This window comes from Peteryoungia desertarenae (assembly GCF_005860795.2).
Lineage (GTDB): Bacteria > Pseudomonadota > Alphaproteobacteria > Rhizobiales > Rhizobiaceae > Allorhizobium > Allorhizobium desertarenae.
Genome location: NZ_CP058351.1, coordinates 35,878 through 59,388, shown reverse-complemented (window position 1 = coordinate 59,388; position 23,511 = coordinate 35,878). Strand labels below are relative to the sequence as shown.

The window sequence follows — 23,511 nt, the reverse complement described above, 5'->3', positions numbered from 1 at the left end:
CCGTTAGGCGACGGGGTGCCTTTCTGCTTGGCTTGCCGATTACATCCGAGCGATTTCCGCCCACATACTCATGGCGGCGGCGCGCGGTTCGCGATGGTGGCTGGCGGGAATGTCGTGGCGGGGGATGATGCCAGGACAACAGCAGAGCACCTTTTCCCCCCATGACTCCGGCGCAATGTTACGATATCCACACATCTTGGTCGATTGGCCGCCTGTCGTTGGTCTTGAAACGTCAAACACCGATTGAGAGTGACGATCAAAGCCAATTTTATTCCGCGGCATGCGGGAACAGGAGGTTCTCGCCGTAATCCCGGAGGAAACATGTTCATCAAGACCCTCACAGCCGCCGCTTTCGCGGCAGTCGTCGCAACCGGTGCCGTCGCGCAGGACAAGACCGGCTGGCCAAGTGAAATCACCATCGGTACTGCCTCTCAGGGCGGAACCTACTTTGTTTACGGCAATGGCCTTGCCGGTTACATTTCCGAAGCACTCGGCGTGAACGCGACCGGCGAAGTGACCGGTGGCCCGGTCCAGAACGTGACTTTGGTGCAGACCGGTGACCACCTCATGGGCCTTGTGACCATGGGTCCGGCCTTTGACGCCTGGAACGGCAAGTCCGAACTTGCGCCTGGTCTGGAGCACAAGGACATCCGCGCACTGTTCCCGATGTATCAGACACCTTTCCAGGTTGTTGCGCTGAAGTCATCGGGCATCACCTCCGTATCCGACCTTGCTGGCAAGCGCGTTTCGGTCGGTCCTGCCGGTGGCACACCCGGTACCTACTGGCCGCAATTCATTTCCGCTCTCGGCGTTGAAGCCACCATCTCGAATTCCGGTGCCGCTGATGCCGCAGGCCAGCTTTCCGATGGCCTCATTGATGCTTTCGCCTTCGCAGCTGGTGTGCCGATTTCGGCATTCGCAGAACTGGCAGCGCAGCAGGACGTTGTCATGTTCGGCTTCACGCCGGAGGAACAGGCCAAGGTTCTGGAAGCCTTCCCCGCCATGGCTCCTTTCGTCATTCCGTCGGGCACCTATGCCGGTCATGATTATGACCAGAACACGGTTGCCCTGTGGAATTTCGCCATCGCGCACAAGGACATGCCCGACAGCCTCGCTTACGAGATCACCAAGCTTGCTCTCGAAAACAATGAACGCATGCTGCAGATCCACGCGACTGCCGCCGAGACCCTGGCCTCCAACTGGGACAAGAACACCTTCATGACTTTCCATCCCGGTGCCGTGAAGTATTATGAGGAAAAGGGCATTACCATTCCCGACAACCTCAAGTAATCATGCCCATTTAGCATGAATTTTGGGCGCTCCGGTTTGCGGGGCGCCCATTTTTGCAACGCTGACTCCGGGGAGGGACGAATGACAGTTCCATCACAAACCGAGCCCGATCAAGCGATCGCGGCCGGTGTCGACAATGAAATTTTTTCTGCCAATCAGCGGAAGCCCGTCGGTAAGGTTGGGTTGGTGGTGGCTGCGCTTTGCATTCTTTACACCGCCTTCCACATCGGCGTCATGAACCTCTATCCACTCGAAACTTGGACCTATCGCCTGATCCATGTGGGTGGTGGTCTGGCGATCGGGTTCCTGCTTTTTTCCTCCCTGACCTTCAATGAAGTGGAAGGACAGAATAGACGCGGTCGCGACCTTCTGATCCTTCCAGGCCTTGGTTTGATCATCATTGCCTTGGTTCAGGTTCTCCTGCCCTGGCTTGGCCTGGGAACCGGTGTCGATCAAGCCGCCACCCTAACAGCATGGCGCTGGACATTCGGCGTTCCACTGATGCTGGGCACGGTCTGGGTCATGCTGATCGGCTGGTTCATGCCCGATGCCCGGCGTGCCCATCTGGACCTTGCCGATATCGCGCTTGCTCTGGCGGCCATCGCCGCTACCCTCTACATCATTTACCATGCGCCATTCCTGCGTTTGCGCGCCGGCACCGCGCTCGCCAAGGAAGCTGATATGTGGGCAGCGCTGATCGGTGTTGTCCTGATCCTTGAGCTCACGAGGCGTATGGCCGGCATGGCGCTGGTCATCATTGCCTCGATCTTCGTCATCTACAGCTTTGTAGGCCCCTGGCTTCCAGGTATTCTGTACCATCGCGGATACAGCCTCACCCGCTTCTTCACCTATATCTTCACCGATCAGGGCATTCTTGGTCCGACGACCGCAATTTCATCGACCTACATCATCCTCTTTGTTGCCTTTGCCGCCTTCCTGCAGGCCAGTCGCGTAGGCGAATACTTCGTCAACTTTGCCTTCGCCGCGGCAGGGGACCGGCGCGGAGGACCAGCAAAGGTGGCTGTTTTCGGCTCCGGGTTGATGGGCATGATCAACGGAACGTCAGCAGGGAATGTCGTCGCGACCGGGTCTCTGACCATCCCGCTCATGAAGCGGGTGGGCTACAAGCCGCAGACTGCAGCGGCCGTTGAAGCTGCAGCGTCATCAGGTGGCCAGATCCTGCCGCCAATTATGGGAGCAGGCGCCTTCATCATGTCCGAAATCACGGGGATCGCCTATTCGGAGATTGTGATCGCGGCCATCATTCCGGCGCTTCTTTACTTCGCCTCTGTCTATTTCAACGTCGATCTCGCCGCACAGAAATACGATATGAAAGGCCTGCCGCGGGAGGAGCTGCCGAAGTTCAGCCGATTGGCGCGCCAGGTCTTCCTGTTCATTCCGATCTTCATTCTGATCGGTGCACTTTTCATGGGCTATTCGGTCATTCGCGCCGGTACCCTCGCAATGGGTGCGGCGGCCGTCGTCTCGTGGCTGACGCCTTACAAGATGGGCGTCAAGGAAGTTCTCTTCGCCCTTGAGATCTCGACCAAGATGACCTTGCAGCTCGTCGCAGTCTGTGCAGCGGCCGGTATCATTGTTGGCGTCATCGCCCTGACGGGTCTTGGAACGCGCTTTTCGTCTCTTCTGCTCGGATTGGCGGAAAACGTTCAGATCGTTGCCCTCTTCTTTGCCATGGTGGTTTCAATCATCCTTGGCATGGGGATGCCGACAACGGCTGCCTATGCGGTTGCTGCCAGTGTGATTGCGCCCGGTTTGATTTCCATGGGGATTGAGCCGCTGACGGCGCATTTCTTCATCTTCTATTTTGCAGTGATGTCAGCCATCACGCCGCCGGTTGCCCTGGCAGCCTATGCGGGGGCGGCGATCGCCCAGTCGGACCCGATGAAGACCAGTGTCGAGAGCTTCAAGATGGGCATGGCAGCCTTCATCGTGCCCTTCATGTTCTTCTCATCACCAGAACTCCTGATGCAGGGCAACGCACTCGATATCATCCATGTTGTCCTGGGCGCGCTTCTTGGGGTCTATCTCCTGTCATCAGCCGTGCAGGGCTGGTTCTTTGGAAACTTGAACCTGGTTCTGCGGGGCCTCCTGGTCCTTGCTGCCATCGCCATGATCGATTCTGGTTATCTGACAGATGCCATCGGGGTCGGAACGGCTGTCCTCGTCTGGGCAATCCAGAAGCGGCTGGTGAAGCCGGGCGCAGTTGCAAAGGGTCTGGACTGAGGGCCAGACCATATCGAAAGCGACCAGGCCGCCTGAAAGGGCGGCCTGGCGATTTTCAGAGAGTATAAACATTACATTCGGGGATCCTTGACCGGCTCGGTTCGGTCAATCCGCGGCTCAGTCTTGTTTGGGCCGCGCAAACGAAATGGGCTTCGGGGTTGACGGTTCGGGCATTGGTTGCGACAAAACCACGATGCATACCAGGATTTCCATCGACCCGGACTACCTCGTCGCGCAGCTCAAGGCGCTTTTTTCCATACCCAGTCCAACCGGATATACCGACGAAATCGTGCGGTTCATCGTGCGGGAACTGGAGCGGCTTGAACTCGAAGTGATCGTGACACGTCGTGGTGCCATCCGGGCGCGTCGTCCTGGCAGGTCACGTCGCCCCGCACGAGGTATTGTCTCGCATCTCGACACGCTTGGCGCCCAGGTCAAGCTCCTGAAAGACAATGGTCGCCTTGAAATCGTGCCGATCGGTCACTGGTCGGCACGCTTTGCCGAAGGTGCACGTGTGTCGATCTTCTCCGGCAAGGGGATTTATCGCGGCACGATCCTGCCGCTGAAAGCCTCGGGTCACGTCTATAATGATGAGGTTGATACCCAACCGACCGGGTGGCCCCATGTGGAGCTTCGCGTGGATGCACTGGCGCGTGACAAGAAGGATCTGGTCCAGCTTGGCATCGATGTCGGCGATATCATTGCGGTCGATCCCCAGCCGGAATTTCTGGACAATGGCTATATCGTGTCCCGTCACCTGGACGACAAGGCGGGAGTTGCCGTGATGCTGGCAGCCCTTGAAGCCATGCACAGGCTCGATGTCGAGACGCCTGTGGATACCTACTGGCTCTTTACCATAGGCGAGGAAGTCGGGGTCGGCGCATCGGCTGCGCTTGTTCCCGAAATTGCCTCCCTTGTGGCGATCGATAACGGCACGACGGCACCTGGCCAGAATTCTTCCGAATTTGGCGTGACGCTTGCGATGGCTGATCAGACCGGACCGTTCGACTATCACTTGAGCAAGAAACTGTTTGAACTCTGCAGCGAGCACGGCATCCCGGTCCAGAAGGATGTCTTTCGCTACTATCGTTCGGATGCCGCATCTGCCGTCGAAGCCGGACATGATGTCCGGACGGGCCTCATCGCCTTCGGTATCGACGCTTCCCATGGCTATGAGCGCATTCACCTGAATGCGCTCGTCTCACTGGCGAAACTGGCTATCCATTATGTTGCAAGCGAAGTGCAGATCGAACGTGATGCGGAAGAGACGGCCCCTGGCATCAAGGGTTTCACCCATCAGCGTGCGGTGACTGCGGAACAAAGCCTGACGCGAGAAGACGGCAAGTAAGTCCTGCTTACCGGACAGCTGTTCAGGTTTTCCAACGGCTTGTCCCCGTTGACGCAACAAGTTTCAGGAATTCGGCGGCGCCCGGGAATTCAGGGGTTGCCTTCTCCTGCATATCCGCAAGTTCAGGCAAAGGTCAGTTGCACCTTGACGGCCCGACTTCTGTCCCCGGCTTCTGCAAAGGCTTCTTCCGCTCTTTCAAGTGGATAGGATGCCGTGATCATGGGCCGGACATCGATTTCGGATCGATTGATGGCGGAAACCGCCTCAGCATATTCGCGGTCGAACCTGTGCGTACCGATGAAAGAGATCTCCTTGCCGACGAGGAGATTGATCGGGACCGGCTGGTCGCCCGACACGCCGACCTGGACGATCGTCCCCATGGGGCGGGTTGCGGCAATGGCGGACCGGATCGCCGGACCTGCAGCGGAGCATTCGAACACCACGTCGAAGTGCCCTTTCTGCTGCAGATAGCTGTCAAGCTCTTCGGGGTGTCTGGCGACATTGATCGTCCGCGTTGCTCCCATCTTCAAGGCAATCTTGAGTGTGGCATCCTGAAGGTCGGTCACGACGATCTCTCTTGCGCCGTCGCGGGCGGCAATCGCCACTGAGAGCGCACCAATTGGGCCAGCACCTGTTACGAGAACGGATTTTCCAGCCAATGCCGGTGCCCGGCTCGCCGCATGAAGGCAGACGGCGAGCGGTTCGGCACAGGCGGCCTCGGCAAGGCTGACATGGTCGTCGACCGGAATGCACTGATGCTCGCTTGTTACCAGCAGGTCGCGAAAGCCGCCCTGTTCATGGGGAAAGCGCAGCGCCGAACCATAAAAGCGCATGGAGAGGCAATGGATTGGCTTTTTTTCCCGGCAATAGCTGCATTCGCCACAGGGCCGCGCCGGGTTGACCGCCACCTTGTCGCCGACCTTCAGATGACGCACACCGTCGCCGAGTGCTTCGACCGTGCCGGCGATCTCATGGCCGAGAATGATCGGCTCGCGGACACGGATGGGGCCAAAGCCGCCGTCCTGAAAATAGTGAAGATCCGAGCCGCAGATCCCGCCGGCACCGATCCGCACCAGCACTTCGCCGGCACCGGGTCCGGTCACCGCCTGGTTTTCGATGCGGATGTCGTGTTGCCCGTAAAGCCTGCAAACGCGCGTTTTCATGGAATCGTCCTAGTCGAAAAGGATGGAGGGGAGCCAGGTGGCAAGCCCCGGAATGTAGGAGACCAGAAACAGCACCATCACATTGGTCAACAGGAACGGCACGAGTGCCCGGATGACCGGTGTCAGCGGCAGTTTGGCGATATTGGCGCAAATGAAGAGGCAGACGCCGACCGGCGGCGTGGTGAGACCGATCATCAGATTGAGAACGGCGATGATGGCGAAATGCAGCGGGTCGATGCCCACACCCTGAGCCAGCGCCAGAAGCGGCACGAACAGGATGATGAGGGCGGCGATCGTCTCCATGAACATGCCGACAAACAGAAGCAGCAGATTGATCAGCAGGATCACCAGGATCTTGTTGTCGGTGACCGAAAGCACGGCATCGACGAGCATTTGCGGAATGCGCTCCGCCACCAGGATCCAGCCGAACACATTGGCAAAGCCGACCAGGGCCAGAATTGCAGCTGAGGAAATGGCGCTGTCGATAACGATACGCGGCACGGCCTTCAGCGGCAATTCGCGGTAGATGAAGGCTCCGACCACAAAGGCGTAGACACTGGCAATGATGGCGGTCTCTGTCGGGGTCGCAAGACCGCTGAGCAGCCCCCCGACGATCAGACCCGTCATGGCAAGCGCCCAGAAGGCGCCGGTGAAGGAACGGAACAATTCCTGAAATCCCTGCCAGGGCTGGCGCGGGAAGTTTCGTCTTACCGAGATGATGTAGCAGGTCACCATCATCGCCAGACCCATGAGGATGCCAGGGATGGCTCCGGCCATGAACATCTTGCCGACCGAGATGCCGGAGAGAGCGCCGACGATGATCATCGGAACGCTGGGAGGAATGATCGGGCCGACCGTTGAGGAAGCGGCGGTGATGGCCGCTGAAAAATCGGCCGGGTAACCCGCCTTCTTCATGCCCGGGATCATCACGCCGCCAATCGAGGCTGCGTCCGCAACAGCCGTCCCGGAAATCCCGCCAAACAGCATGGAGCCCGCAACATTCGAGAGGCCGAGCCCGCCGCGCATCCAGCCGACCAGCGCATTGGCAAAGCGGATGATCCGTTCGGTAATGCCGCCACTGTTCATCAGATTGCCGGCGAGGATAAAGCCAGGAATGCAGAGGAGCACGAAGACATCCATGCCCGCATACATTTTCTGCGGGATCACCACGAGCGGAATGCCGGCGCTCAGGAGATAGGTCACCGAAGCAAGACCGAGTGTCACGGCAACCGGCAGCCCGGCGGCGAGACCCCCCAGAAAGACAAGAACCAAGAGGGACAGGCTCACGAATTCTCCTCCGAGAATACCTTGGGGCGCCCGTCCGAATGACCAAGAAGCATCATGGCAAGACGCAATCCGGAAAAGAGGCAAAGGGAAAGGATTAGCACCAGAACGCTGGCATGGATGAAATCCATGCGCCAGGACAGGGCGGGTGAGGTCTGCATGACACCGATGGAGGTGAAACGCCAGGCCGGCAGAATGAGCATGAGGCACAGGACAAAAGTTGCCATCGCGCCGAAAAGCCTCAGCCGCGTCGGCCAGCGTCCGGGCAGGTTCTCGCAGATCAGGTCCACATTCACCAGATCGCCGGATCGATAAGCGAGCCCGGCACCAAAGGCGGCAATGAACAACAGGCTGAAGCGGGACAGCTCTTCGGTCCAGACGGGCGCAAAGAAGCCCGTCGAGCGTCCGATGACCTGAATGAGAACGGCAACGGTAAGGGAAGCAAAGGCGAGCCCGATCAGAGCTCGACTGACGCTTGTAAGGATGGACATGGCGGCGCCTTGCTCCGATGTCGGGCGTTAAGTCTGGGCAGAGATGCCGGCCACGGATCGTGGCCGGCGAATTGAGCGCTGCAGTCAATCAGCAAAGAGTGCTTCAACCTGCGGGCGGATTTCATCCTTCACATTGGCGAGTACGGCATCCTTGGCCTTTGCCGCAAAAGCTGCACCGTCGACTTCGACGAAGGTCATGCCCTTTGAGGTCAGTTCTTCCACCAGCTTGCCTTCGTCTGCGAGAAACAGTTCGCGCTCATAGGCCTGGGCGCGGCTGGCTGCTTCCATGACTGCCTTCCTGTCGTCTTCCGACAGCTTGTTCCAAGTCATCTCGGAGATCGTCAGATAGATCCAGGACCGCACATGCTCGGTCTTGTTCACGAATTTCTGGACTTCGTTGAAATTCGCCGACTTGATCAGCGCCAGCGGATTTTCCTGGGCGTCGATCGTGCCATTCTGCAAAGAGGTGAACACTTCCGAAAAGGCCATGGGGGTCGGGCTTGCGCCAAGCGCTTTCCAGGTCTCGACAAAGAGCGGCACGTTTGGAACGCGAAGCTTCAGGCCAGCGAGATCGTCGGGGCTCTTGATCTCCCGGTTTGAGGTCAGGTTGCGCGGCCCACGGGCAAAATAGGCGATCGGACGGATCTGGGCCTTCTCGATGATCTGCTGCTTAATCTCATCGCCAAGCTCGCCACCCGCCACTTCATCCATATGTTCCAGCGACTTGTAGGCATAGGGAATGGCAAGAAGGGCGGCCATCGGGGCCCAGTTCTGCAGGCTTTCTCCGGTAATGGTCATGTCGGCCGTGCCAAGCTGCATGCCGTTGATCAGGTCGAGCTCCTTCCCAAGCGATTCATTCGGGAAGACCTCGACGGCAATGCGTCCATTGGTCAGCGTATTCAGTTCTTCTGCAAACTTGACCGAGGCCTTGTGCCAGGTGTTTTCCTCATTGGCGAGGTGGCCGAGCTTGAGCGTCATGTCGGCGGCGAAGGCTGCCCCCGCCATCAGGATGCTTGCAAATCCCGCAAGCAGGGTCTTTTTCACGGTTGATGAAAGCAGCATGTCAATTTCCTCCCTTGAGTGCTGTAGTCGTGAGGCGCGCGTTCAGTCCTCCGCCTCGAAGAGTTCCGGTGCGGCAGCCGCGATGGTCGGCAGATCGTTCAAGACCTCGCGCAAGTGCAGGCGCATGGCGTCATTGGCCTTTTTGGGCTCGCGAGCCTCGATCGCATCGACAATGGCGGCATGCTGGTCGACCAGCTTGCGCATGGGAAAATGCAGGGTCGACAGATAACGAACCCGATCCATCTGGGATTTCGAGCTTTCGATCACCCGCCAGGCACCAATCTTGCCGGCTGCCATGGCAAGTGCCCGATGAAACTGTTCATCCAGCTCCATGAACCAGGCCCTGTCGCCTTTGGAGGCCTCGACCTGCATGGCGATCAGGCGGCGAAGATCGGCAATCACGGCAGATGTCGGTACCTGTTCGACAATCAGTCGCACAATATCTGCCTCGACAGCCTCACGCACGAAGCGTGCATCCATCACGGCATTCCTGGAAATCTTGCGAACGATGGTGCCCCGCTGGGGCCGGATCTCGACCAGGCCATCTTCGGCAAGCTTGATGAAAGCCTCGCGAACCGGCTGGCGACTGACATCATAGACGCCGGCAATCTCGGATTCTGAGAGCAGGGTCCCCGGTCGCAAGTCCGCGCGGATGATCCGTTCCCGCAGGATTCGCCGCAGTTGCGGCCCGACCGGCGCGGCAAGATCAATCAGCCATTCATTGCGAGCAGGCACAGTCACATCCGTCTCCTCCGATGTTGTCCAACCATAATTCCATACTTCCATACTAGTCAACTCAAAAAGAACTTGTTAGTTTTTGCCAGTCTGAGACAAAGGGCCAAACAGGCCTTGTAGGAGGAAGCATGCGGCAGACATGGCGGTGGTTTGGGCCGAAGGATCTCGTTGGTATTGACGATATGTGTCAGGCCGGAGTGGAGGGGGTCGTATCCGCCCTTCATCACATAGAGACCGGAGCGGTATGGCCCGTCGAAGAAATCCTCAAGCGCCAGGGCGAGATCGCCAGCATGCGGGATGGACGCCCCTCGGGGCTGACATGGGATGTCGTGGAAAGTCTTCCCGTCTCCGAAGACATTAAGAAGCAGAAAGGCAATTGGCGCGACCACATTGTGGCTTACAAGCAAAGCCTTCGCCATCTCGCCACCGCCGGCATCGAGATCGTCTGCTACAATTTCATGCCGGTCCTCGACTGGACGCGCACCGACCTTGCCTATCGTGTGGCCCATGGCGGGACCTGCATGCGCTTCGATTATGTCGACTTCGCGCTGTTCGACATCTTCATTCTGGAGCGCCCTTGTGCCTCTGACGACTTCCCGGAAGATGTCGTCGAAGATGCGAGAAAACGTTGGCAAGGCATGACGCCTGATGACGCAGACGCCCTTGCCCGCAATGTGGTTTTCGGATTGCCGGGTGCCGCAGACCACATGACCATGGATGATGTGCGCCGCCACCTTGCAGAATATGACGCGATATCGACCGACAGGCTGCGCCAGAATTTCATCGACTTCCTGAGCGAGGTGATCCCGGTTGCCGAGGAGATCGGCATCAGGATGTGCTGCCATCCCGATGACCCGCCCTTTGCGCTGCTCGGCCTGCCGCGCATCATGTCCACCGAGGCGGATTATGGGAAGATCCTGAAGGCGGTCGACAGCCCGGCCAATGGCATCACGCTCTGCTCGGGATCGCTCGGTGCGCGACCCGACAATGACCTGCCGGGCATGATGCGGCGGCTTGGCGACAGGGTCCATTTTCTCCACCTGCGCAATGTCCACCGGGAGAGTTCCTCGATTGCCGGGTCCTTCTACGAAGCCGAACACCTGGGCGGCGACACGGACATGGTGGCGCTGATTGCGGAAGCCTTGAAGGAAGAAGCGCGAAGAAAGGCGGCAGGCCGCAAGGACTGGTCCATTCCCTTCCGGCCCGACCATGGTCAGGACATCCTGGATGACCTCACGCGCAAGGCACAACCCGGTTATCCCTCGATCGGCCGGCTGAAGGGTCTTGCCGAACTGAGGGGCATCATGACCGCGCTGTCCCATCAGCAATGGGGCCTTGAGGAGTATCAGCAGCGATGAAGGGCACGCGCTTGACGAGCCTCGACGGTCTGCCGCAGACAATCGCTCGACCGGGCTACACACCGCACGAGCATGGTGCGGGTATTGTGCATATCGGCCTCGGTGCCTTTCACAAGGCCCATCAGGCGGTCTATACCGACACAGCCCTGGCGATTGCGGGCGGGGACTGGCGCATCATCGGCGCAAGCCTGCGTGGCACTGCCGCTGCCGAGGCGATGAACCCGCAAAATGGCCTCTACACGCTTCTGGAGCGCGACACAGATGGCACCAAGGCGAGGATCATCGGGGCAATCTCGCATGTGATCGCCGCATCACGAGACCGAAGCGCTCTTGTTGCAGCCCTTGTTGCGCCATCAACCCGCATCGTCAGCATGACCGTGACCGAGAAGGCCTATGGCATTTTGCGCTCAGGCAAACTTGATCTGACCCACCCGGCGATCACCCACGATCTGGCCAATCCGCACGAACCCGTCGGCCTGATCGGCTATCTCGTTCTGGCACTCAATCAGCGGCGGCTCGCCAGCACAGCCCCGTTCACGGTCTTGTGCTGTGACAACCTGCCGGACAATGGTCTGCTGGTGAAAGCCGGTGTTCTTGAATTTGCCGACCGCATGGATACCGGTCTGTCGCGCTGGATTTCCGACCATGTGACCTTTCCGTCCACCATGGTGGATCGCATCACGCCTGCTGCGACGTCACGGACAACAGAGGATGCCTTCTCCCTCACAGGCTTTGTCGATCAAGCGGCAGAAGAGACGGAACCTTTTTCCCAATGGGTGATCGAAGACAAGTTCTGCAATGGCAGGCCTGCCTGGGACAAAGCCGGCGCAATCCTTGCCAATGATGTCCGGCCCTACGAACACATGAAGCTGCGCATGCTGAACGGCACCCATTCGATGCTTGCCTATAGCGGTTTCCTGTCTGGAAAGGCGACCGTTCGCGAGGTCATGGCCGATCCACATCTCGCCAGACTGGTCGAGCGCCATCTGACCGCAGCCTCGGCAACCTTGCATCCGCTTCGCGGAGTGGACTTCGCCCGTTACGCCGAAGCGCTCAAGATGCGCTTTGCCAATCCTGCCATTGCCCATGAAACCTATCAGATTGCGATGGATGGGACCCAGAAGCTGCCGCAGAGGCTGCTCATTCCCTGCCTTGAAACGCTTCAGCGCCAGGGTGATATCGCGCCCTTTGCCTTCACCGTCGCAGCCTGGATGCGTTATTGTCTGGGACGAAAGGATGACGGCACCCCATATGCGCTGCGCGATCCGCGTGAGGGTGAGTTGTCCGCTTGTCTCGCCGATGCCGGCGAGGACGCTGCGCTAATCGTAGACGCGCTGCTGCGTCTCCCGAACCTTTTCCCTCCTGCGCTTGCCGCAAGCGACAATTTCAGGACGGCCGTGACCAGCCGGTTGTCATTGATGCTGGAACGCAAAATGTCGGCCGCCATCCAGGCGGAACTGGAGCGGCCTGTCTGAATGGCAGGCAAGGCCTGGAAAGCGCACAGATCCGATGAATGTCGAGATCAGCTCCCAGGATCGGAAGAAAGACGAGCCGCAATAATTATTATGATAATTTCTTGATGATGATTTTTTTATAGGTATTAATAGGAGGCCTCACGAACGGAGCCAAATCGAAAGGATTTCCCCATGAAGAGGCTGTTTCGCACGGCAGTGGCCGCTGTGGCACTTGCTGGCCTGGCTTGCACGGCCAAGGCACAGACCCCACCCAACGTGCTTGTTGTCGGACAGATTGCCGAGCCGCAATCCCTTGATCCCCACACGGTGACAGCCACGAATGACTTCCGAATTCTGGCCAATCTCTATGACGGGCTGGTGCGCTACAAGGATGGAACTCTGGAAGTCGAGCCCGCATTGGCCGAAAGCTGGGAAATTTCCGAGGACGGCAAGACCTATACCTTCACGCTCCGCGAAGGTGTCACATTCCATGACGGTTCCGAGTTGAATGCCGAGGCGGTCAAGTTCAACTTCGACCGCATGCTCAATGAGGATCACCCCTTCTACGACACGGGTCCTTTCCCCCTGTCGTTCAATTTTTCCGCCATTGACAGTGTCAATGCGCTTGATGCCCGCACGGTCGAGTTCAAGCTGAAGGAACCGTTTGCACCTTTCCTTTCAAACCTCGCCTATCCCACCGGTCTGATTGTCTCGCCGGCTGCCGTTCGCGAGCATGGCGAGGATTTTGGCCGCAATCCCTCAGGCACGGGTCCCTTCCGCTTTGTCGAATGGCAGTCGAACCAGCGGGTCGTTGCCGAGAAGAATCCTGATTATTGGGACGGTGCGGCGCAACTGGAGGCGGTCGTCTTCCGACCGATCACAGACGCCAATACCCGCGTTGCCGAGATGATGTCTGGTGGTATTGATGTCATGGTCGAAGTCCCACCGGACAATCTCGAAAGCTTCAGAACGGACAGCAGCTTTACCGTCGCGGAGCAGGCCGGTCCCCATGTCTGGTTCGGCATCCTGAATACCCGAGAAGGCCCCTTTGCCGACAAGAAAGTGCGCCAGGCGGCCAATTATGCCGTCAACAAGCAGACACTGGTCGATAACGTGCTCCAGGGCACGGCCACGGTTGCAGCCGGCCCGATCCCGCCTGCCTTCAACTGGGTCGAAAGCACGGTCGAGCCCTATCCCCATGATCCCGAAAGGGCCAAGGCATTGCTCGCCGAAGCAGGTGTCGAAAATCCGGAACTGACCTTCTATGTCACCGAGGGCGGATCCGGCATGCTCGATCCCGTCACCATGGGAGCCGCCATTCAGGCCGATCTGGAGGCCGTCGGTTTTGATGTGACCATCGAAACCTATGAGTGGAACACCTTCCTTGGCCGGGTCAATCCCGGTTTGGAGGGCAAGGCGGACATGGCCGAAATGGCCTGGATGACCAATGATCCCGATACCCTGCCCTATCTTGCCTTGCGCAGTGCGGCCATGCCCGATCAGGGGGGCTTCAATTCCGGCTATTATTCCAATCCGGAGGTCGATGACCTTCTTGAAAAGGCGCGCACTTCTACGGATCAGGCAGAGCGCGGTCGGCTCTATGGCGAGGTGCAAAGGATCGTGCACGAGGATGCGCCTTGGCTCTTCGTCGCCAACTGGAAGCAGAACGCCGTAACCTCGGCTGCGGTCGACGGGTTCAAGCTGCAGCCGTCCTTCCTGCTGCTTTTGAAGGATGTCAGCAAGTAAGCTTTAGCTCCCGGTCCCGCGCGCTTGTCGTGCGGGACCGCAAGGCCAGAAGGGAGCGAGGATGCTCACCTATATTGTCAAGCGCCTGCTCGCGATCATTCCGGTCATGTTCGGATTGTCGATCATCGTCTTCCTGGTGATGGCTCTCATTCCCGGTGATCCGGCCACTGCGATCCTCGGCTCCTATGCAACGCCCGAGAATGTCGCGCGGATCAACCGGGATCTGGGCCTCGACAAGCCTCTGCCACAGCAATATCTGATCTGGATCGGCAATGTGCTGCAGGGGGATTTCGGTCGCTCCTTCGCGCTCAACCGCCCCGTCCTGGACGAGGTGCTGGAGCGCTTTCAGGCCACTTTGATCCTTGCCGGTGTCTCGCTCGTTCTCTGCTCCATCATCGGCCTTCTGGCCGGAGTGGTCTCAGCCGTAGGCCAGTTTGGCTGGGCTGACCGGATCATCACTTTCGTTGTTCTGGCCGGCATCTCGATGCCGTCCTTCTGGCTCGGGCTCTTGCTGATCCTGCTCTTTGCCGTTGAATGGCGCGTGCTGCCGGTCTCGGGCATGTATGCGGTCTATGGCGGTGGCGATCTGAAGGACTTGTTATGGCATCTCATCCTGCCGGCCACGACGCTTTCTGTCGTTGCAGCAGGCGTCATTGCCCGACTGACACGTGGTGCCATGCTTGAAGTCCTGCGTCAGGACTATATTCGCACTGCGAGGGCAAAGGGTGTGAACGAGCGGCAGGTCATCTATCGCCATGCCTTCCGAGCTGCCCTTGTCGGCGTCATTCCCGTGATCGGCATCCAGGCCGGCTTTGTTCTTGGCGGCGCGGTCTATATCGAGACGGTTTTTCAGTGGCCGGGGATTGGCGCCATGCTGGTCAAGGCCATTTCCACGCGGGATATCCTCCTGGTGCAAGGTGGCGTGCTGGTGGTGGCTTCAAGCTATGTTCTGTTCAATCTGCTCGCCGATCTCCTTCAGTCGATGCTTGATCCGAGGATCCGCACATGAGCGACACATCCATTCAAGCCAGGCGGACTTCCGGTCGGATATCTGCATGGGGTCTGCTTTTCAACAATCGGTTGGCAGCGGCTGGCTTTGTCCTGCTTTCTATTCTTCTGATTGCAATCCTTTCAACCCCCTGGCTTCCGCTGTCTGATCCTGATGCGACAGCACCAGTCAACAGGTTGCTTCCGCCTCTCAGCGAAGGGCATTTGCTTGGAACTGACCAGCTGGGTCGCGATATCCTCAGCCGGTTGATCTGGGGAACCCGGGTGTCGATTGCGGTCGGCTTTGCTGCAACTCTTGTGGCCGCCATCCTCGGTTCGGCGATCGGCATCATGTCCGGCTATGCCGGTGGGCGCACGGACAATCTCCTGATGCGCGGGATCGATATGCTGATGGCCTTTCCGTACATTCTTCTGGCCCTCGCGATTGTTGCAGCTCTCGGGCCTGGCCTGATGAATGCGCTCTATGCCATTGCCATCGTCAACATCCCGTTTTTCGCCCGAAACGTCCGGGGCATTACCATTGGTCTGTCGCACCGCGAATTCGTTGATGCTGCAAGACTGTCCGGCAAGGGGCCCTTGGCGATCATCCTGAGCGAAATCCTGCCCAATGTGCTGCCCGTTATCGTCATCACCATGTCGACGACTGCCGGTTGGATGATCCTTGAGACGGCAGGCCTCAGCTTCCTGGGTCTCGGCGCCCAGCCGCCTCAGGCCGATCTCGGTTCGATGCTCGGCGAAGGACGGGCACAACTTTTCACGGCACCCCATGTTTCAATCGTTCCCGGTGTGATGATCTTTCTAATCGTCATCTGCCTTAATCTTCTGGGGGATGGCATCCGGGATGTGCTGGATCCTCGCCTGAAATCCGGCGCACTGGCACGGCCCGGGCCGGTTACGGCCTTGCGGCGGGACCGTCATGCACCAGCCAATCCGCATCCCGACGCTTCCCTGTCGATTGTGGGACTTCAGACAGGCTTCGAGCAGCGCAAGAGGATCGCATCCGCCGTCAAAGGCGTGTCGCTTTACGTCAGACGGGGTGAGTGCCTCGGCCTGATTGGTGAAAGCGGGTCGGGCAAGAGCGTGACGGCACTCTCCGTCATGGGTCTGGTTGGCTCTCCGCCCGGTATCATTGGTGATGGGGCCATTTATCTTGATAATGAAGATGTCTTGTCCATGTCCGAAGCCAGGCTGATTGCCTGCCGCGGCAAGAGGGTTGCCTATATCTTTCAGGATCCGCTGACCACGCTTCACCCGATGTATCCGATCGGAAAACAGGTGGAAGAGGCCCTTGCCGCCCATCAGCCGCTTTCCGGCAAGGACCTTGCCGAGAAGGCGATAGCTCTCCTTGATAAAGTGCAGATACCGGAGGCACGGGAAAGGGCAGGGCATTATCCCCATCAGCTTTCCGGCGGCCAGCGACAGCGCGTCGGCATTGCCATGGCCCTTGCCAATGATCCCGATGTGATCATTTCCGATGAACCAACCACAGCGCTGGATGTCACGGTTCAGGCTCAGGTGCTTGACCTTCTTGCCGCGCTGCAGAAGGAGCGGGGCATGGCTTTGCTGTTCATCACCCATGACTTCGCCGTCGTGTCGCAGATATGCGACCGGGTTGCCGTCATGAAGGATGGCGAGATCGTCGAGACTGGTCCGACAGCCAGGATCCTGTCTGATCCACAACACGAATATACAAGGCGGCTGATTGCCTGCGTGCCGGAGATCGGCGACGGACCAGCCTTCCTGCCGCGCATTGCCCGGCTCTTTGACGCAGGGGCAAAAGGAGCGCTTTCATGAGCGGTCACTTTGCCCTGGAGGTCACCGATCTGACAAAGCAGTTCGGAGGAGGGCGGCGGTTTCCGGGTGGCAGAAACCATGTCGTCAAGGCGGTCGACCAGGTCAGTTTGAAACTGGTCCGGGGCGAAACCCTGGCTGTTGTCGGCGAAAGCGGTTCGGGAAAGAGCACGCTCGCACGCATGCTGGTCGGCCTTGAAAAACCGACGTCCGGCCAGATGCGGATTGGTGGCAAGGACGCGGGCGCCCTTGCCAGAGAAGGTGCGCGCGCTTTCGGGCGAGTGATCCAGTATGTCTTCCAGGATCCTGTTGCGTCGCTCAATCCCCGAAAGACGATCCGGGAAACGCTCGAGACGCCGCTTCGCGTTCTCTGCGGCTATGATGCGGCGAAACGCCGGGACCGCATGCAGGATCTGCTGGATGCAGTGCAGATGCCCAAGGACACGCTTGAACGCTATCCGCACGAGTTTTCCGGTGGCCAGGCCCAGCGGATTGCCATCGCGCGTGCCCTTGCGGCAGAAGCTGAAATCCTGATCCTGGACGAGCCTGTCAGCGCGCTTGACGTGTCGGTACAGGCGCAGGTCCTATTGCTCCTCAGCCGGTTGAAGGCCGAGTTCGATCTTTCCTATCTCTTCATCAGCCATGACCTTGCGGTAGTGGAAGCCATTGCCGACCGCGTGGCCGTGATGCATTTCGGCAAGGTGGTGGAGGAAGCCTCCGCCGAACGGCTGTTTTCTCAGCCCGAACATGACTATACCAAACGTCTGCTTGCGAGCGCACCGCGTATCCGGACAAAAGACAGGTCATGACAGACGGCAATGAAAGCGAGAGGGGGCAGACTGATGGCGCAACGCTCAGGCTCTTCACCCCGGCCAAGAGAAGCAGACGGCGTCCTGAGCTGATTGCCGATCGGATCAAGGACCTGATCCGAGACCAGCGTCTGCAGCCAGGCGACCGGCTGCCTCAGGAAAAGGACCTGATCCAGCTTTTCTCAGCGGCCAAGGGGACAGTCCGTGAAGCGATGAAAGCGCTTGAGACCCAGGGCCTGATCAAGACGCGCAGTGGTCCGGGTGGGGGCGCCTTCGTCTCGCGCCTGTCTGGCTCCCACGCGCTGGAACTTCTGGACAATGTCTTCTTTTTCGAAAGGCCTTCCCTGACTGACATTTATGCCGTCAGGAAAGCGCTCGAGCCTGAAGTCGCGGCCCTCCTGGCGGGAAAGGTCTCGGCGTCAGATCTGGCACGCCTGGAAGACACGATCCGCATCTATGATCATTCACCGGTCGATCTGTCCGAACAGTATCAGCAGCGGATGGCCGAACTCGACTTCCACTCCCTGCTGGCGCAACTCTGTCCCAACCCCGTGCTGGGGTTCGCTTGCGTCTTTGCGCAGAACATGTTGCGCAATCTTCCGCTGGCGCGGCGGATCTATGCCGATCCGGAGCCAGCCTCTCGCGAAGAGGGTCTGCTGTTTCAGTATCGGCTTTTGGCCGCCTTGAAAGATGGCAGAGCCGAAGAGGCCTATGACGTGTCGCGCCAGCATATGATTGCCGCCGAGCGCTACATGCTTTCGAGGGCCGAAAAACTGGACGCAAGCGATCATGGCTGACGATCTCCACTGCAGCAAGCACGCCAGGCTCTCCTCATCCCATTCCTTTTGAGGAATGGCTATGCTTATTTAGCCTCATGAAAATCCTGCTGGTGGAAGACAACAAGGATCTCGGCGAGGCGATCGAGCGGCGCTTGCGCTCGAGCGGGCACATCATTGTCTGGAACACCGATGGAGCAGGTGTCGAAGACATGCTTGAGGACGAGGAGTTTGATGCCCTCATTCTCGATCTGACGCTGCCCGGCGGAGACGGCATGGCAATCGTCAAGCGATTGCGGCGCAAGCGCTGCGAGGTGCCCGTGCTCATCACGACGGCGCAGGCGGAAGTGGACAAGAAGGTCGATCTTCTTGATCTCGGGGCCGATGATTATCTCGTGAAGCCCTTCGACCTGCGCGAGCTTGAAGCGCGTCTTCGTGCCATTGTTCGCCGCCCCGCCGGCAATGCCGTATCCGATCTCCAGGTCGGGCGGATGTCGATCGATCCCGAAGGCCATCTCGTTTCGATTGACGGCAGGCCACTTGAACTCGGTCTGCGCGAATTTCGCCTGCTGGAGATCCTCGCCGGACATCTCGGACGCGTCGTTCAGCGCGAACGACTGATGGCGCGTCTCTTCGATCTCGGCGATGGTGGCTCGGAAAACGCCCTGGAACTGCTTGTCTCACGACTGAGACGCAAGATCGGCAAGGAAGGCGTGGAAGTGGTGACCGTGCGCGGTGTCGGCTATATGCTGAGGGTCGTGGATGATGGCGCAGCCTAAGCCGACCTCGCTCAGATGGCGTGTCTTTCGTCTCGCGGCTGTCTTGCTTCTGGGCTCTGCAACGCTTTTGATTGTCTTTATCAACGACTACGCCAACCGGGCCTCCGACCGGGCTTTCGATCGGCTGCTCTCGGCCTCGGCCCTGTCGATCTCCGGAGCCGTCCAGATTGAGGAAGGGGCGGTCGTTCTCGAGCTGCCGGCGGCTGCCTTCAGCATGGTTTCGGGTCAGGAACGGGTCTTCTACAGCGTTCTGGGTCCGCGTGGCAGTCACGTGACAGGCTACCCGGATCTTGCCACAGAGCAACCTCTGGCCGTTTCCGACGTCGCGGTGTTTGCCGATACCGTTCATAACGGCGAACCGGTGCGCCTCGTCAGCGTTGGTCGTCTGGTGTCGACGGATCAGGGAACAGGTTGGGTCACCATCCGGGTGGCCGAGACACTTGGAGCGCGGGAAGCGCTTGCCAACGAAATCCTCAAGAACGCGATTGTTCCAGTTGCCGTCCTGACCCTTTTGGCGCTCGGCCTCGTCTGGGTCGTTGTTGGTCGTGCTCTTGCGCCTCTTGCCGTCATTGATCGCGTGTTACGTCAACGCCGGCCAGATGATCTCTCTCCGATTGAAGTGCCGGTTCCAACGGAGGTCCAGCGACTGGTTGGCGGCCTGAACGGGTTCATGGAGCGGCTGGGTGTGTCGACCGAACGCATGGCGGGCCTGGTTGCGGAAGCGGCGCATCAGGTGAGAAATCCGCTGGCTTCCTTGCGCGCGCAATCCGAATTGGCGCTGACTGAAACAAGCGAAGACACGCTTCGAGAAAGAGTGGCGCGCATTCATGACGGTGCGGTGGAAGCAAGCCACCTCGTCTCGCAATTGCTGATGGACGCGACCATTTCCCATCGCATGGATGCCATCAGCCTGCAGCCGGTTTCTGTGGCCGCTCTGGTGGATGAGGTCGTGGATCGCCTGGATCCGGACCTGCGTCCCCGTGTTGCCGTCAAGCGGGAACGGGATACGGATGCAGCCGTCTTGCAGGGTGACCGCGTCTGTCTTCGCGAAATGCTCCGCAATCTGCTGAGCAATGCCCTGGCTTACAGTGATGGCCAGGTGGAGATTGCGGTATCGTCAAGGGGTCGCAAAGCCGGCCTGCAGCATATCGGTCTTTCGGTCAGCGACCGCGGCCCCGGTATCGCAGACAGCGAAAAGGACGAGCTGCTCAAGCGTTTTGTTCGTGGCACTGGTGTCGACGGCAAGATCGGATCAGGACTGGGTCTTGCCATGGCCTGTCGCGTCATCGAGGGTCATGGCGGCAGGTTGCAATTGCTTGACAGGGCAGGGGGCGGGCTGGAAGTCATGGTGGAACTGCCCCTGGAGCGGGACATCGACCAGAAACAGAAGGTGGCCCGTGCGCTGATCAGCATGGCAGTGCTTGCGGTCCTCGCCTTTGCAAACCCCATGGAAACCGAAGCCCAGCTCTATCCTTCCAGGTCGCAGCAGACCGGGCAACTCGTTATTGCCGGAACCACAGACACGGCGCTTTTTGCCAATTTCATTGATGCTTTCCAGACCCAGAATCCCGGTATTGCCGTCCACTACAGCGAGATAGACAGTCTCTCGCTCTATAATGGCTACCTTGCCGATACGCTTGAGCCGGCACCCGACCTTCTGATCAGCTCTGCTGCCGACCTTCAACTGAAGCTGGCCAATGACGGTCATGCGCTTCGCCATCCGTCACCCTGGCTGGACAGGCTGCCCGGCTGGGCCCAATGGCGCGCCGAGGTCATCGGCTTTACCTATGAACCAGCGGTGATCATCTACAATCCGGCCTTGATTCCGCCCGGATCGCAGCCCCGCAGTCACAGGGAACTGGCCGAACTCCTCGAAACCGAACCGCAGCGCTTCATGCGCAAGGTTGCCACTTATGACATTGCTCGAAGCGGGGTCGGCTATCTCCTTGCCTCCCAGGACCAGCAGATCTCCTCCCAGTTCTGGCGACTGGCCGCGGCATTTGGCCGAGTGGAGGCCCTCTTGAGTGATTCGAGTCCGGAGATCCTGGCCGGTGTTGCAGCCGGGCAGCTTGCGATCGGATACAATGTCTTGGGCTCCTATGCCTTTGCCCAGCAGGCAGCGGGTGCTCAGATCGGCATCGTCGTTCCAGATGATTATGTGCTCGTGCTCACCCGCAGCATGCTGATCCCGCGCAAGGCACCAAACCCTGATCTGGCCAGGGCCTTTGTGGACTTTGCCCTGTCACCCTCTGGCCAAAGCGTGGCGGCAGGACCTTCTGCCCTCGGATCCGTCATGCCGCAATCTCAAGGCAGCTGGACCCAGGAACGCATCTCCGCGATGGGACAGGGTGCGCTGCAGCCCATTGCCCTTGCTCCGGTCCTGATGGTGGCACTCGATCCTCAAAGGCGGAGCCGCTTCCTGGCCAGCTGGCAGGAAATCGTTTCTCCGCGTGTTCCCCGATCGGCGATCTCGGGGCGATGACAGGACGATGACAGGAAGAGGCGCTACAGTTGACCCATCGGGCATGGGAGGTGCCTGGGGAGGTTTCATCGGTTGATCGTTATGCCCGGCGACTGCGTGTCACCGCGCGTGCACAGCCGTTGCCGCCAGCAGTTCTCCCAATATGGCCCGTGCCAACAACGATCCGTCCATGGGAGGACTTCATGAAGAAATTCGCTATTGCTGCCGCTTTTGCTGCGTCGCTTGTTGCGCCGAGCGCGTTTGCACAGGTCAACGAGCTGCGCATCATGGCACCGGCTGGGCCGGGCGGTGGCTGGGACCAGACAGCACGTACCATCCAGGCAACCCTGCAGTCTGAGGGACTTGTCTCCAACATCCAGGTTGAAAATGTGGCCGGCGCGGGTGGCACCATTGGCCTGCAGCAATTCGTCAACCGTTCGTCGGGCGATCCTGCCGCAACGATCGTCGGCGGCTATGTCATGGTTGGCGCCATCATCGCCAACAACTCGCCAGTGTCTCTCAAGGACATCACGCCGCTTGCCCGCCTGACAGGCGAATATGTCGTGGTCGTTGCCGGTGCTGACAGCCCCATCAACTCGGCCGAGGATCTGGCAAAAGCCCTTCGGGAAGACGTGGGTGCAGTGACCTGGGCGGGTGGTTCTGCCGGTGGCGTCGATCATATTGCAGCCGGTATCTTTGCGCGTGAAGCCGGCGTTCAGCCCGAGCAGATCAACTACATTCCTTACTCCGGTGGTGGTGAAGCGCTTGCTGCCATTCTCGGCGGCCAGGTCAGCGTCGGCGTATCCGGCTATAGCGAATTCTCCAGCCAGATTGAAGCCGGTGCCCTGAAGGTGATCGGCATCACCGCACCCGAGCGTCAGGCCTATCTTGATGCCCCGACCTTTGTCGAACAGGGCTTCAATGTCGATGTCCAGAACTGGCGCATGATCGCAGCAGCGCCGGGGATCACCGATGAGCAGCGTGCCGAGCTTCTCGGCGTCATCGAGAAGATGGCGACCTCGTCCGCCTGGAACCAGGCTCTCGAAACCAAGGGCTGGGTCAACACCTTCCTCGCCGGCGATGAATTTGCTGCCTATCTCGACCAGCAGATCGCAAACACGACTGAAGTCCTGAAGGAACTGGGGATCGCCGAGTGACCGATCTTGTCAACAACAAGGAAGCAGCCGGGGAGGAACCCCGGCTGCGCGGCGAGGATGAAGCGGGACCGGCCAGCAACCAGCGTGATCTGGCCGGCCTGCTGATTGCCGCAGCACTCTTTGCACTTGCCTGGATCATCTTTTCCGATGCGTCCGGCTATCCGGTCCGGCGCTCCTATGCCGGCTTCGGCCCGGAAATCGTCCCCTACATCGTCGGAGGCGGTATCGTTCTCCTCGCCAGCCTGACGCTCATCATGGCCTGGCGTGGCGGCTTCGAGGTCCGGCCCTTGCTCAACACACCAGGCCTGCTTCTGGTCATTGCCGGTATCGTTGCCCAGATCGCATTGCTTTATGCCGGTGCAGGCTTCGTGCTTGCGTCAACCGCGCTGTTTGGTCTGACAGCCTTTGGCTTCGGCCAGAAGACGCTGGTTTTAAACTTTGCCATCGGCGCAGGGATGTCGATCCTGCTGTTCATCCTTTTTCGTTATGGCCTTGGTCTGGCACTGCCGGCAGGTCCGCTCGAAAACTCCCTAAACCTCTTGATACGGTAATCGA

At 59.3% G+C, this 23,511-nt stretch carries 19 protein-coding genes and 1 pseudogene; 14 read left to right on the top strand and 6 right to left on the bottom strand.

All coding sequences use genetic code 11. From position 1 onward, the window contains the following. Positions 1–39 precede the first annotated feature (39 nt). Positions 40–126: pseudogene (locus tag FE840_RS21210) on the bottom strand (IS6 family transposase); the annotation flags it as partial. A 195-nt stretch (positions 127–321) separates the two neighbouring features. Here FE840_RS21210 and FE840_RS17670 point away from each other — a divergent pair. The 3 genes from FE840_RS17670 to FE840_RS17660 all read left to right on the top strand — a co-directional run bounded on the left by FE840_RS17670 (position 322) and on the right by FE840_RS17660 (position 4,882). Then, the gene (locus tag FE840_RS17670; RefSeq protein WP_138287517.1) at positions 322–1,290 is read left to right on the top strand and encodes a TAXI family TRAP transporter solute-binding subunit; all 969 of its coding nucleotides are present in this window, start codon (positions 322–324) and stop codon (positions 1,288–1,290) included. Positions 1,291–1,371: 81 nt separating this feature from the next. After that, the gene (locus FE840_RS17665) at positions 1,372–3,534 is read left to right on the top strand and encodes a TRAP transporter permease (RefSeq protein ID WP_138287518.1); all 2,163 of its coding nucleotides are present in this window, start codon (positions 1,372–1,374) and stop codon (positions 3,532–3,534) included. Positions 3,535–3,727: 193 nt separating this feature from the next. Beyond that, positions 3,728–4,882 carry an osmoprotectant NAGGN system M42 family peptidase gene (locus tag FE840_RS17660; protein WP_138287519.1) on the top strand — a complete coding sequence of 385 codons (1,155 nt, stop codon included), beginning with the start codon at positions 3,728–3,730 and terminating at the stop codon, positions 4,880–4,882. A 122-nt stretch (positions 4,883–5,004) separates the two neighbouring features. Here FE840_RS17660 and FE840_RS17655 read toward each other — a convergent pair whose 3' ends face one another. The 5 genes from FE840_RS17655 to FE840_RS17635 form a co-directional block, all read right to left on the bottom strand. Continuing rightward, positions 5,005–6,045 (bottom strand): L-idonate 5-dehydrogenase, encoded by a 1,041-nt coding sequence (locus tag FE840_RS17655; RefSeq protein ID WP_138287520.1) that lies wholly within the window; start codon positions 6,043–6,045, stop codon positions 5,005–5,007. A 9-nt stretch (positions 6,046–6,054) separates the two neighbouring features. Next, entirely contained in the window at positions 6,055–7,332 is a 1,278-nt protein-coding gene (locus FE840_RS17650; RefSeq protein ID WP_138287521.1) for a TRAP transporter large permease, read from the bottom strand. Beyond that, positions 7,329–7,820: a TRAP transporter small permease gene (locus FE840_RS17645; RefSeq protein ID WP_138287522.1), complete on the bottom strand. Its 492-nt coding sequence runs from the start codon at positions 7,818–7,820 to the stop codon at positions 7,329–7,331. Before FE840_RS17645 ends, FE840_RS17650 begins: the two co-directional genes overlap by 4 nt. Before the next feature lie 84 nt (positions 7,821–7,904). Then, a complete protein-coding gene (locus tag FE840_RS17640) occupies positions 7,905–8,882 on the bottom strand; it encodes a TRAP transporter substrate-binding protein (RefSeq protein WP_138287523.1) in 978 nt (325 codons plus the stop codon). A gap of 42 nt (positions 8,883–8,924) precedes the next feature. Continuing rightward, positions 8,925–9,623 carry a GntR family transcriptional regulator gene (locus tag FE840_RS17635; protein ID WP_425502220.1) on the bottom strand — a complete coding sequence of 233 codons (699 nt, stop codon included), beginning with the start codon at positions 9,621–9,623 and terminating at the stop codon, positions 8,925–8,927. A 122-nt stretch (positions 9,624–9,745) separates the two neighbouring features. Between FE840_RS17635 and uxuA the strand changes: the two genes are divergently transcribed. From uxuA to FE840_RS17580, 11 genes are all read left to right on the top strand, one after another. Then, positions 9,746–10,975 (top strand): mannonate dehydratase, encoded by a 1,230-nt coding sequence (gene uxuA / locus FE840_RS17630; protein ID WP_138287525.1) that lies wholly within the window; start codon positions 9,746–9,748, stop codon positions 10,973–10,975. Next, positions 10,972–12,450 carry a mannitol dehydrogenase family protein gene (locus tag FE840_RS17625; RefSeq protein ID WP_138287526.1) on the top strand — a complete coding sequence of 493 codons (1,479 nt, stop codon included), beginning with the start codon at positions 10,972–10,974 and terminating at the stop codon, positions 12,448–12,450. Before uxuA ends, FE840_RS17625 begins: the two co-directional genes overlap by 4 nt. Positions 12,451–12,621: 171 nt before the next feature. Continuing rightward, the gene (locus tag FE840_RS17620; protein ID WP_138287527.1) at positions 12,622–14,175 is read left to right on the top strand and encodes an ABC transporter substrate-binding protein; all 1,554 of its coding nucleotides are present in this window, start codon (positions 12,622–12,624) and stop codon (positions 14,173–14,175) included. 61 nt (positions 14,176–14,236) lie between these two features. Beyond that, on the top strand, positions 14,237–15,184 hold the full coding sequence (locus tag FE840_RS17615) for an ABC transporter permease (protein ID WP_138287528.1): 948 nt from the start codon (positions 14,237–14,239) through the stop codon (positions 15,182–15,184). After that, positions 15,181–16,977 carry a dipeptide/oligopeptide/nickel ABC transporter permease/ATP-binding protein gene (locus FE840_RS17610; protein ID WP_138287529.1) on the top strand — a complete coding sequence of 599 codons (1,797 nt, stop codon included), beginning with the start codon at positions 15,181–15,183 and terminating at the stop codon, positions 16,975–16,977. The genes FE840_RS17615 and FE840_RS17610 overlap by 4 nt, the downstream gene beginning before the upstream one ends. Beyond that, the gene (locus tag FE840_RS17605) at positions 16,974–17,783 is read left to right on the top strand and encodes an ATP-binding cassette domain-containing protein (RefSeq protein WP_138287530.1); all 810 of its coding nucleotides are present in this window, start codon (positions 16,974–16,976) and stop codon (positions 17,781–17,783) included. The genes FE840_RS17610 and FE840_RS17605 overlap by 4 nt, the downstream gene beginning before the upstream one ends. Further along, positions 17,780–18,580 (top strand): FadR/GntR family transcriptional regulator, encoded by an 801-nt coding sequence (locus tag FE840_RS17600; RefSeq protein WP_138287531.1) that lies wholly within the window; start codon positions 17,780–17,782, stop codon positions 18,578–18,580. Before FE840_RS17605 ends, FE840_RS17600 begins: the two co-directional genes overlap by 4 nt. Positions 18,581–18,657: 77 nt before the next feature. Continuing rightward, positions 18,658–19,338, top strand: coding sequence for a response regulator transcription factor (locus tag FE840_RS17595; RefSeq protein ID WP_138287532.1), 681 nt, complete (start codon positions 18,658–18,660; stop codon positions 19,336–19,338). Beyond that, positions 19,325–21,820 (top strand): sensor histidine kinase, encoded by a 2,496-nt coding sequence (locus tag FE840_RS17590; protein ID WP_138287533.1) that lies wholly within the window; start codon positions 19,325–19,327, stop codon positions 21,818–21,820. The genes FE840_RS17595 and FE840_RS17590 overlap by 14 nt, the downstream gene beginning before the upstream one ends. A gap of 182 nt (positions 21,821–22,002) precedes the next feature. Further along, positions 22,003–22,956 carry a Bug family tripartite tricarboxylate transporter substrate binding protein gene (locus tag FE840_RS17585; protein WP_138287534.1) on the top strand — a complete coding sequence of 318 codons (954 nt, stop codon included), beginning with the start codon at positions 22,003–22,005 and terminating at the stop codon, positions 22,954–22,956. Continuing rightward, a complete protein-coding gene (locus FE840_RS17580; RefSeq protein ID WP_138287535.1) occupies positions 22,953–23,507 on the top strand; it encodes a tripartite tricarboxylate transporter TctB family protein in 555 nt (184 codons plus the stop codon). The genes FE840_RS17585 and FE840_RS17580 overlap by 4 nt, the downstream gene beginning before the upstream one ends. Positions 23,508–23,511: the final 4 nt, after the last annotated feature.